Consider the following 11,032-nt stretch of genomic DNA (forward strand, 5'->3'; position numbering starts at 1 on the left):
TCTCCAGTTTAAGTTGGGAGTTCGCGTTCCATGGCGCGCAAAGGCTCGCCCGATCGCCAGCGACGATCGGTGAAGTTTGATATCTGGCTAGGGCCGTAGGATGCCTTATCTAAATCCCATAAAGCCCACGTGGGAATGACCCAAGGCCAAGTCGGTCGAGTGCTGACAGCGGCGTTCGGAATGTGACTCTGACAACACCGGGATTACGCCCGATCTCGATTGCGCCCACGACGGTCGCTCGGTTTCTGACTTCATCAAAGCTCATCCCAAGAACGTCGGCGGCGCGGGTAAGTCCGTTGTCGGTGGCCTTGTTGAGGTCGGCTCCGGTGCCGATGAAAGTGATCGGTGCATCTGCTTCGATCTCAGCAACACCATGTCGGGCGGCTACAGCTCGAGCAGAATGAAGCTCATTCTCCGTAAGCGGCCGAGCGAGATAGGGGAGGTCGTCAGCGACAGGGAAGAGAATCGGACCGTCAATTTTTAGGCCCTTGATCACGTGGACTTCTAGGACCACAGTGCCAGCCACGTCTGCCGTGTGTCCGGCGATTTCACCATCCCCTTGGAATGCGTGCATGTCGCCTAGATAAATGCCTGCTCCCGGTACTTTCACGGGGCAGATCAAGACCGCGCCTTCACGAACCGTATTCACGTCCAGATGGCCGTCCGTTTTGTTAGCCAACAGCTGCTCTTCGGTTACAGAGTACTCGTGCGGTGCACCCAGAAGGAAAGCACCGAAATCCCCGGCATTATGTGAGTCCGGCATCGCGATCGACGGGGTAGTCCCGAGTTGGCCGAGGAACGGACGCAGGCGTGTGGCCACAGCAACCAAATCGGAGGGAGCAAAGGTCAGGACCGGGTTCTGGACGGACGTATCGGGCACGGCCATGACCGCTGCGGCTCTATGTGCCATTTCCTCTGCGGCGGACTTGCCGACAGTTAGACCGACCGTCCGCTCGTCGTCGAATGCGATTGTATAGCCGTGCGCGATCGTGAACGGTGTCGCGTCGGCACCGCATTTTACACATCGGATAGCACTTTGACCGATCCCTTCAATCCTTGTCTCCGGCCATTTCGTGCCGCAGCCAGGGCAGACACCGGCGCAGAAAGGGTCTCCGTTGAAACGTCCCGTCACCGCCTCGTCACTTCCGGAGGCCGAAGCGGACGATGTGACCACCAGCGATCTGATCCTGATAGCGATCGCGTCGCCAACCTCCGCTCCCTCGACCGCTACAGGTCGCGTCACCTCATGGCCACCACGGATGGCAGGAGTGATCATCGGCCCCCAGCAGCCCGGTGCCGTGTTGGCGATGATAATACCACCGTTGGCAACCGGTCCCAACATGGGCAACGCAGGGTCCAAAATTCCGTTCGTCAACTCTGTAACAAAAACCGACCTTGCACCAACTGTGCTATTGTCCGGTGTCTCCGTCATCCCATCCTCCTCTATCACACCGGCCATCTTTCTGGCCGGCTGCTAAGAGGTGTATGATGGATCCAAGTATCTCCCATGTGTCGCGCGACGCCTACATTTGTAACCGTGTGTAGATGGTGGCTCCTAACGCGGGCCAACAAAAGACTATGAGATACAAAGCCGATACAATTGATCGCATCAAAACTAGCATAATTTTCTACTAAAACTATTCGAGATCTCTTGTTTCGTTATCGTGTTGGCTAACGTTCGCGCCTCACGCATTTGCGTCGCGTTACAGGGGACGGAAACCAATGGACAAGACCACACTACAGATTACACCGGGGCTGACGCCTTTTCTCGGTTACTTGCTCTTGATCGGGCTCGGCGTAGCCAGCTTGCTGCTCGCTTTTTTCATCAAACGCGTTCTTGTGCGAAACACGCACGACTTCATTATCTCCGGTCGAAAAATAGGCTTTGGTTTTGGCGTTGGCTCGGTCATCTCAGTCTGGACTTGGTCGATGGCTGTGATGATGACGTCCGCGATGACTTTTGAATGGGGGCTTTCGGGCCTATTCTGGTTTGTCGTGCCAAATGGTCTCGCGGTGATGCTCCTTGTGCCGTTCACCCGCATTCTACGTCGACAGATGCCGAACGGCTATACCATCTCCGAGTTCACTAGAAATCGGTTCAACCAATCGGGTGTCGCGACATCTATTGTTACCGCCACTATGATCTTCGGTATTGTTCTCGAGATCCTCATCAACCTCAAGGGCACGTCGGTTGTCATGTCGACCGTGTTTGGTATCGATTGGACCTACGCAGCTCTCGTTGGCCTACTCGCGGTACTTGCCTATTCATACTTTGGTGGTCTTTGGACCAGCGTCATGACTGGCACCATTAATTTGCTGATGATTACGGTCCCCGCCGCGATCATTGTCACATTGGCATTTGACGCCGTACCCGGAGGTAGCGTCGAGGTCATGCAGCGGGTTGGGCAGAGCAACCCCCATAACCTTTCTGTCCTTCGATGGGATGCCGCCGCGGGGTTTGGTATCACACTCGCACTCGGAATATTTGCAGCGGCTATCGCTGACCAGACCTTTTGGCAGAAAGCGTGGGCGATAAAAGCGGAATACGTGAATCGCACGTTCGTTTGGGCGGGGGCGCTTTTCTATCCCATCCCAATCGCGCTCGGAACGCTTGGTCTGATCGGCATCGCCTACGGACTGACCCCGGCTGACATCGGCGGTGACAGTGCTGCTATTGGCCCGTATCTGATTTCGCACTTAGGGCTACCGCTGTTCATCGTCGTCATCTACGTGTTGATGATCCTCGCTGCCTGCTACTCGACCATTGATGGCGCAAGCTCGGCTCTCTCGTCCATCGTCGCTATCGACATCGTCAAGCGTTTTGCTCCCCAGACCTCTGAAAGCACGCTGTTCCTTATCACGAAGGTTTCGATCCTGGTTGGCGGACTGGTTGCATTTCTTATTGTACTGTCGGGCGTGGATTTCACGACGCTGGTCCTGACTACATACGCTCTGAAAAGCTCCATCCTCCTTCCGCTCATCCTCGCGATCCTCTGGCCGCGCACGACGACGCTTGGCTTCGTGGCTGGCATCATCCTAGCGATCCTAATCGGAATGCCGATCCGTCACTTCTATGGCGATTTGATCGGAACGATTAGCATTGTTGGGATCAGCGGGCTGACGGTGGTTCTTGGGGCTGTGCTTCAGCCTCAACGTTTCGACTATTCTAAACTAAGGCAACAGAAAGACATCGACGTCGCACAGCCGTCGACGAGCCCAATCGCAACCCCGGCAGAATAAGGACAGTGAGTATGTCGACCATAACAATCGTAATCATTGCTGGAGCGGCTTTGTCCACTCTCTACTTTGCGGCTGGCTATCTACGTGGGGTCCAGAACGCAATTGCGGATTTCCGAAACGGCAAGGACGATGAAGGTGTAGTGCCACAACATGGGCATTGGATTGCCATCGCGCTGGCATTCCTCACGTCGATCATCAGCATCGTTGGGATCGGGTATGCTTCCTGGTTCATCTACGTGGGGCCTTTTCTTGTCCTCGTAACCACGCTCGGCGTTGGTCTAGCATTCTTTGTTGAGCGAAGGATCGACGCTGCAACGAAAGTGTCGACCCGGCAAACCGGAACATCAACTTGAAGACTCTCGCAGGCTTGGATGCAGTACATGGCTGAAAAGAAACGAGCCCACATTCTCGGATTTATCCAGAACGGCGTTAACAGCCACGCGACTGGGATGTGGCGGCACTCCAAAGATAAGGTCGGGTGGAGCTACACCCGGCCGGATTACTGGGAGCACATGGCACGGACGATGGAGCGCGGTCTCTTCGACGCAATTTTCATTGCGGATGAACTTGCACCATACAGCAGTTACGGCGACAGCTCCGATGCCACGGTAAAGTGGGCTGTACAGTGCCCTACGCACGAGCCGTCGACCATCGTGCCGATCATTGCGACTGCCACAACGAACCTTGGTATTGGAGTCACGCTTTCCACGGCGTTTGAACACCCTTATTCCATGGCTCGACGGCTTTCGAGTCTCGACCATATATCTGGCGGGCGCGTGGCATGGAACATCGTTGGCTCATACTCCAAAAGTGAGTGGGATGCATACGGTGCCCAAATGGATGATCGCAGCAGAAGATACGATCGCATCGAGGAGTACATTCACCTTTGTAAGCTTCTTTGGAATTCTTGGGAGCCCGACGCCATAATCGCTGACAAAGCGAGCGGCATCTTCGCCGATCCTGAGAAGGTGCGTGAAATCTTCTATGAAGGCGAATTTTTCAAGTGCAGAGGTAGGCATTTTGTCGCTCCTTCGCCGCAAGGACAGCCCGTGCTTTGGCAAGCGGGGTCCTCGGACAGGGGAAGAGATTTCGCGGCACAGCACGCCGAGGCGATCTTTGCAATTCATCCCGACGTCGAGCAGATGCGAGCCTATTCGGATGACCTCAATGCCCGCGTTGTTAGGTCTGGTCGCTCACCGGGAAGCGTAAAAATGATCTACGGCGTGCAGCCCATCGTTGGTGAGACAAGAGCTGAAGCGGAACGGAAGTTTGACGAGATACGAATGTTGCTGCCTCGAGAGGGATCGCTCGCGATGTTGTCTGGACAGCTGAGCGTTGACTTCATGAAGTTTAATCCTGAAACCCCTCTGGAAGACATCGCGATACCGGGCATACAGGGTGTAAAGGATGCTCTGGTCCGTTCAGGAGCAGGTTCGACCGTGACCGTCGGGGAGGCGGCTGACATTTACTCGATGCGTTTCGCCATGCCAGCAGTGGTGGGGACACCCTCAGATATTGCGGATCAACTCGAAGAGTTCATGGACGAAGGTGGGGCGGATGGGTTTATGCTTCTGGCGACCTACACTCCGGGTTGCTTTGAGGAATTCGTGGATCTCGTGGTTCCCGAACTTCAACGTCGCGGCCGCTACAGAACGGCCTACGCCGGAACTACCCTTAGGCAAAACCTCTTGCAAAATTGAAGGTAAACATGACAGCGAAAAAGGCTCATCTACTTGGGTTTGTCCAGCATGGCGTCAACAGTCATGCCACGGGAATGTGGCGACACCCTAAGGACAAGGTTGGTTGGAACTTCGCCCGGCCGGAGTACTGGCAGCACATGGCTCGTACCATGGAGCGGGGGTTGTTCGACGCGATGTTCATCGCGGATGAACTTGCCCCTTACAATACACATGCCGACTCCTCGGATTTGACAGTTAAGTTCGCTGTTCAATTCCCTACGCATGAACCTTCGACAATTGCACCGATCATTACGGGTGCGACAAAACATCTGGGCGTTGGCGTCACGCTGTCCACGGCTTTCGAGCATCCCTACTCGATGGCTAGGCGCTTATCGAGTTTGGACCACCTTTCGGGCGGGCGCATAGCATGGAATATCGTTTCATCGTACTCGAAAAGCGAATGGGATGCGTACGGCGCCGAGATGAGCGATCGCGGCCACCGCTATGAGCGCCTCGAGGAATACATGGACCTATGCTACAAGCTATGGACTTCATGGGAGCCAGACGCCATCATCGCTGACAAGGAGAGCGGGATTTATGCCGATCCTGAAAAGGTGCATGAGGTCATCCATGATGGACCGTTCTTCAAGTCTCGCGGCCGTCACTTCGTCGCACCGTCACCTCAAGGTCAGCCAGTGCTATGGCAAGCCGGATCATCCGAGCGCGGACGAGATTTCGCCGCGAAACACGCTGAAGCGATTTTTGCGGTCTTGCCGACCGTTGCAAGGATGCGAGAGTACAGCGCTGACCTCAACAGCAGACTTGTTGAACGCTTCGGGCGTCCTAAGGGAAGCGTAAAGCTGATTTTCGGTGTGCAGACAGTCGTTGCCGAGACCAGGGAAGAAGCGCAGGCCAAGTACGATCGGATCAAGGCATGTATCCCGCCTGAAGGTGCCTTGGCTTGGATGTCTGGCCATTTCGGCCTCGATTTCTCTAAGTACGACCTCAACGAGCACATTCAGGACATCGAGGTGCCTGGGATACAGGGCTTGTTTGAATCGATACTGTATGCTCGTGATGGCGAGCCGGTCACTATCGGCGAGGCTGCGATCATTTACGCGCAAGGTATGGGCATGCCCGTCCTTGTCGGGACCCCCCAAGACATCGCCGATAAACTCGAGGTTTTTATGGACGACGGTGGTGCGGACGGGTTCATGCTGATCGCTACGTACACACCGGGGTGCTTTGAAGAATTCGTTGATCTGGTCGTGCCGGAGCTACAGCGCCGAGGGCGGTACCGTACTGAATACAGCGGTGCCACGTTGCGCGAGAACCTGCTGGCAAATTGAGCCGAAGTACGCCAATCCCGACTCAAGCGCTAGCGCCATTGCGTTCCGACGATGCGCTGGTGCTTTTGGGAGCATGCTTAAACTTGGGATGTAGAGGGCCATAAGGGGTTCTCCCGAGGCATGCGACCAAGAAAAGGGCTACAACAGCGAACCAAAAGGAGATCACGAAACCATCGGCGTAGCTCAAGACGTTGGCCTGCGTTCGAACCGCGTTGCCGACGTGAGTAAGCGCGCTCATCTTGCTTTGCGAACTTGGCCCAAACACACTTACGAGCACGCTCACATGCGTGTCGAGACCCTGTGACGACGAAGTGATCGGTGATCCCAGGCTGTTCGAATGAAACTGTTCCCGGTGGCGCAACCAAGTATTCATGACACTGCCGGCAAACTCAACGCCGACGATCCTGATCACCTGTATGTAAGCTGACACTGCCGTAGAACGGTTGGGATCTGAGTTTGCGATCAGGTAGACTACGGTTGCGAAGAACGCGAATGTTTGCCCGACGCTGGCTAAGAGCACGACGGGTGCGAATGACCACGGGGACCAGGAACTGGTCAGGCGGCTGCCGATCAGCGCAGCCAAAGCCATAGCGAAGAACCCGATGATTATGCATATCCGAGGATCCAATCGGCGCTGGAGTCTAGTCGCCAATACGGTTGCGGTGATGACAGGCAACACGCCGCAAAGCACGTATACACCACAAAGTGAGATCGGACGGAGCCCCAACACGTTCTGAACATAAGCAGGGATGGAGATCGAAGTGCCGGCAGTAGACAGAGCAAACGCGATGATGACCGCGTAACCTATTCCGATATTTCGCGACAGTATGACTGACGCGTGCGCCCAGGGGTGCCGAACAAGCCCCTCGTTGATCAGAAACGCTATCAGGAGAAATATGCCAGATATAAGCAGCGACGTGATTGCTCCGGACTGCAGCCAGTCCAACCGGTTGCCTTGATCCAAGGCAATGTACAACATCGTCATACCGGAACCGAGGAGAAGCATGCCGCCCCAGTCGGCGCGCGCGAGCAATCCACGGTTCACCTGTTCGTGCGGGGCCGCAATGATCAGAAGGAGTGCAATGACCGGCGCTATGACAACGTCCTGCCAATATAGCCACTGCCAGCCGAGGTGGTCCCCATAGACGCCCACCAAAGCGAGGCCAAGATACTGCGAGAGGGGGACTCGTAGGGTGTATATGGCGATTCCAATAATCCAGTATCTTGATTCAAGATTCCGGAACGTCACCATTATAGTCGCCGGCAAAAACACTCCCAGTAGCAGTGCTCTACATGCATGAAGGAGCAAGACCGCTTCGCTCGTGTGCACGAGCGGTATGATCAGTGAGATGCCGGTGTAAACGAGCGTCGAAGGTATCATCACTCTTCGCACTCCGAAGACCGTCGCAAGCCAAGCGACAGCAGCAGAGATGAGGATCTGCGGAGCGTTGGCTATGGTATTCAGCCAAGACGCCTCGTCAACGCTCAGACCGAATGGACCGCGGAGATCGTTCAGCCCCACGCTAAACACTCTGGTATCCAGACCGACGACAAAGGATGCGAGCAGCAGTGCGGCTACGATGAGGAGCGGTTGCGTCGCCTCTATACCCTTGCTTAGGGGACCAAAATCGCGCCTCGACCCCATTACTCGGTTCCTAGAGGCGTTTCGACACTTACCGTGGCCGACATGCCGGGCCGCAGTCGCTCCGTGATAGCTTGGCCAGCATCGACTTCAATTCTGACCGGAACTCGCTGAACGACCTTGGTGTAATTGCCCGTGGCGTTGTCGGGCGGCAGCAGGGCGAATACGGAGCCGCTCGCAGGCGCGAGCCGCGATACGCGACCTGACAGCCGCACTCCTGGGAATGAGTCGACAGAAATTTCGGCTCGACCGTCAGGCCGCATGTTAGCGAGTTGAGTTTCTTTGAAGTTGGCCGTCACATAGACTTGAGGAAGTGGGACCAAGGAGACGATGCCGCTGCCTGTAGCGACGAGATCGCCCTCATGCACCAGTCTCCGCCCCACGACGCCGTCAAACGGCGAAAGTATACGAGTGTAACCGAGACGAATTCGGGATGTGCACAGGGTCCCTTGCGCGCTTCTCACCTGGGCCGTAAGCAGCGGCTCTTGCCCACTCAGGACGTTCAGCTGTGCTTTTTGTTGCTCTATCGCAGCGTCGGCGATCCGCTCGGCGGCTTGTGCTTGTAAAAATGCGGATTGAGCCTGTTGCAGCATCTGCTGCGTCGTAGCGCCGCCGAGGCTCGCCTGTCGTTTGAATTCCTGCTCGGCCTGCGCCAATTGCGCATTCGCAGATTCTCGTTGTGCTTGGGCAGCGAGGATCGCGGCCTTCTGAAGGTCGATCTGGTTGGCCAGATTTGCCAGCGCGGCCTCCGCGGACGCCAGACTAGCCTCCGCGATTTTCACCGACGCCAAGTATTCGCGATCATCTATCTCAGCCAAGAGGTCGCCCTTTGCGACACTTTGATAATCGGAGAACTTCAGCGCTCTAACTGTGCCTGCGACCTGTGCGCTCAGCGTTGAAACGTCAGCAGTTACGAATGCGTCGTCCGTTGACTGCGAAGCTGCGCCGGAGGTCCAACGGTTCCAGTCGATCGTCACGATACCAACGCAAATAATGGCAATGGAAACAGCAAACGCTGGAATTCCAACGCGAGTGCGCAATGGAATCTCGCTCTGTCCTTTCGGAGGCGGTTCCTCTGCCGGGGTCGCTGTGCGCAAGGTTGCGATCTTGATGTCATCAGGCACGTCGAATCCCCCAATCGGCTCGGTCCAGCGGTTTGCGGTAACCGGATGTCGAGGCTCTTGGGCAGTGCGGAACCTGTCAGCCGGTCAAGCTTTTCGCATTGATTGAGCATGATCGTGAACAGCAAATTTTGATTGCTTGCTAGGTGATTACAACTGTCATCGACCGCCGACCCGACAAGCGGTGACGTGGCATTTTAACGGGAAAGGGGCATGCCAACGACATGCCCCTCCGTCGATTATGGCATCAGAAGGAGCTTTCCAGTCGTCGCGCGGCTTTCCATAGCAACATGTGCCTGCCTCGCGTCTGAAAGGTGATAGGTGTTCCCGATATTTACCTTGAGCTCCCCATTTTGGATCCACTGGAACAGGTTCTCGGAGCGGGCTCGGAGCAGTTCGGGGGTGTGAACATGGTCCAGAAAGACGGCGTATCCCAGCTTGATGCTTTTGGGCAAGCTCATGATATCGAGCGCTCCGGGGCCACCAAGTACCGGGCCATACCAGCAGAAAGTGCCACTACGACGGAGAGCATCTAGTGACCCTTGGAACGTAGTCGGGCCAGAACCGTCGTAAACAACATGCACACCCTCTCCACCGGAAAGACGTACAGCCTCTACTGCGAAGTTTCCTTCGGAGTCCACAATTACATGATCAGCGCCCGCTTCCTTTGCGATCGCCACTTTGCTTTCGCTGGAAACGCGGCTGATGACCGAACCGCCTCTGAGTTTGATGATCTGAGTCAAGAGAAGGCCCAGCCCTCCCGCACCGGCATGCACAAGCGCCACGTCACCAGGTTGAACAGGATAGAAATCAGTCGCAAAGTGACTGGCAGTGAGACCCTGCATCATTGCTGCTGCAGCAGTCTTGTCATCGATCTCATCGGGTACCTTCACGAGCGAAGACACGGGAGCTACGATGCGTTCCGCATAACTCGATGGAACGAAAACCCAGGCGACTCGATCGCCCACGTTGAACTCAGTAACCCCCGGGCCAACCTCAATCACGCGCCCAGCGCCTTCGACACCGAGAATCGAAGGCTTGTACCCGCGGGACGCCATGCCGCGTCGAGCGCCGATATCCATGAAGTTGACACCTGCGGCAGCTACCTCAACAACCACCTGATTTTCGCCGGCTTTTGGCTCGGCTTCGTCGTAGTATTCCAGTGCGTCCACGTCACCGACGTGGGTCATTCTTACAGCTTTCACGCTTTTTCTCCTTAGTTGAATGATCGTTCCAAAACAGGGTAAAAAAATTTAGCGCAGGGCTCGCAAAGCTATCTCGCCCAGGGCTCTGAGCTTGCCGTCGTCCGCACCGCCCCTGGCTGCGATTCGAATCCCTGAAAATGTCGTAACAAGGAAGTCGACAACCGCATCGGGCTCGAGCTCAGAGGTCAGGTCTCCTGCGAGTTGAGCTTCGCGAATACGTTTCACGAAAGGAACCCGGAGCCTCTCGGCAGCGACCGCATGTTGAGCGCTCAATTCCGTTTGTCTGACACCGAATTCACAAATCGAGTTGACGCCAAGACACGGCATTCGCGCCTCAGCAACAACTCGCTCAACAACGGCCCGAACACCCTCGAATGCATTTTCTTTGCTATTGAGAGTCGAAATGTGAGCCGACGTCTCCAGCGCTGAATAGCGGCTGACTGCAGAGAGATAGAGCTTCCACTTGTCACCGAAGGTGTCGTAGAGGCTCTGCCGCCCGATGCGCATCCGTTTTGTGAGCATCGCGGCTGAGGTGCCCTCGAAGCCATGCTCCCGAAACACCTGAACCGCTGCATCCAGCGCTTGGGCTGTATCGAATTCTCTAGGTCTTGCCATAGCTATCAGATAGTCATTGCGGAATGATCAGTCAATAACGAGTGTCATTTTTTTCTACAAGGATCGAATTTAGGAGGTACCCCTCCGCCGAAGGCCGTCTGTTGTGATTTGCTGATTGGCTTTAAGTCCATGCCTTATGTCATGCGCTACAGTCATTTCCCCCATTGAGGTCTTACCGGCC

9 protein-coding genes are annotated in these 11,032 nt (G+C 55.7%); 4 read left to right on the top strand and 5 right to left on the bottom strand.

The genetic code is table 11. The annotated features are described in order from the left end of the window. Window positions 1–109: 109 nt before the first annotated feature. The gene (locus QTL96_RS25045) at window positions 110–1,432 is read right to left on the bottom strand and encodes an acetamidase/formamidase family protein (RefSeq protein WP_289729618.1); all 1,323 of its coding nucleotides are present in this window, start codon (window positions 1,430–1,432) and stop codon (window positions 110–112) included. A 290-nt stretch (window positions 1,433–1,722) separates the two neighbouring features. Between QTL96_RS25045 and QTL96_RS25050 the strand changes: the two genes are divergently transcribed. From QTL96_RS25050 to QTL96_RS25065, 4 genes are read left to right on the top strand one after another with little or no spacing between them, the layout of a single operon-like run. Then, window positions 1,723–3,240, top strand: coding sequence for a sodium:solute symporter (locus QTL96_RS25050; protein ID WP_289729619.1), 1,518 nt, complete (start codon window positions 1,723–1,725; stop codon window positions 3,238–3,240). An 11-nt stretch (window positions 3,241–3,251) separates the two neighbouring features. Next, window positions 3,252–3,593 (top strand): hypothetical protein, encoded by a 342-nt coding sequence (locus tag QTL96_RS25055; RefSeq protein ID WP_289729620.1) that lies wholly within the window; start codon window positions 3,252–3,254, stop codon window positions 3,591–3,593. 27 nt (window positions 3,594–3,620) lie between these two features. Further along, a complete protein-coding gene (locus tag QTL96_RS25060; protein WP_289729621.1) occupies window positions 3,621–4,940 on the top strand; it encodes an LLM class flavin-dependent oxidoreductase in 1,320 nt (439 codons plus the stop codon). Window positions 4,941–4,948: 8 nt separating this feature from the next. Continuing rightward, the gene (locus QTL96_RS25065; RefSeq protein ID WP_289729622.1) at window positions 4,949–6,268 is read left to right on the top strand and encodes an LLM class flavin-dependent oxidoreductase; all 1,320 of its coding nucleotides are present in this window, start codon (window positions 4,949–4,951) and stop codon (window positions 6,266–6,268) included. Window positions 6,269–6,290: 22 nt separating this feature from the next. On the opposite strand, the gene QTL96_RS25070 is transcribed toward QTL96_RS25065, so the two are convergent. The 4 genes from QTL96_RS25070 to QTL96_RS25085 form a co-directional block, all read right to left on the bottom strand. After that, a complete protein-coding gene (locus QTL96_RS25070; RefSeq protein ID WP_289729623.1) occupies window positions 6,291–7,913 on the bottom strand; it encodes an MFS transporter in 1,623 nt (540 codons plus the stop codon). After that, complete coding sequence (locus QTL96_RS25075; protein ID WP_289729624.1) at window positions 7,913–9,034, bottom strand: HlyD family secretion protein; 1,122 nt, start codon at window positions 9,032–9,034, stop codon at window positions 7,913–7,915. Before QTL96_RS25075 ends, QTL96_RS25070 begins: the two co-directional genes overlap by 1 nt. Before the next feature lie 236 nt (window positions 9,035–9,270). Further along, on the bottom strand, window positions 9,271–10,236 hold the full coding sequence (locus tag QTL96_RS25080) for a quinone oxidoreductase (protein WP_289729625.1): 966 nt from the start codon (window positions 10,234–10,236) through the stop codon (window positions 9,271–9,273). Window positions 10,237–10,284: 48 nt separating this feature from the next. Continuing rightward, on the bottom strand, window positions 10,285–10,851 hold the full coding sequence (locus tag QTL96_RS25085; protein WP_289729626.1) for a TetR/AcrR family transcriptional regulator: 567 nt from the start codon (window positions 10,849–10,851) through the stop codon (window positions 10,285–10,287). Window positions 10,852–11,032 lie beyond the last annotated feature (181 nt).

Origin of the sequence: Rhizobium sp. S163 (genome assembly GCF_030380805.1) — a bacterium.
Lineage (GTDB): Bacteria > Pseudomonadota > Alphaproteobacteria > Rhizobiales > Rhizobiaceae > Rhizobium.

Bases quoted from the DNA above. Each gene is read 5' to 3' on its own strand.
- QTL96_RS25045 (WP_289729618.1), bottom strand. From the start codon at position 1,432: ATGACGGAGACACCGGACAATAGCACAGTTGGTGCAAGGTCGGTTTTT.
- QTL96_RS25050 (WP_289729619.1), top strand. From the start codon at position 1,723: ATGGACAAGACCACACTACAGATTACACCGGGGCTGACGCCTTTTCTC.
- QTL96_RS25055 (WP_289729620.1), top strand. From the start codon at position 3,252: ATGTCGACCATAACAATCGTAATCATTGCTGGAGCGGCTTTGTCCACT.
- QTL96_RS25060 (WP_289729621.1), top strand. From the start codon at position 3,621: ATGGCTGAAAAGAAACGAGCCCACATTCTCGGATTTATCCAGAACGGC.
- QTL96_RS25065 (WP_289729622.1), top strand. From the start codon at position 4,949: ATGACAGCGAAAAAGGCTCATCTACTTGGGTTTGTCCAGCATGGCGTC.
- QTL96_RS25070 (WP_289729623.1), bottom strand. From the start codon at position 7,913: ATGGGGTCGAGGCGCGATTTTGGTCCCCTAAGCAAGGGTATAGAGGCG.
- QTL96_RS25085 (WP_289729626.1), bottom strand. From the start codon at position 10,851: ATGGCAAGACCTAGAGAATTCGATACAGCCCAAGCGCTGGATGCAGCG.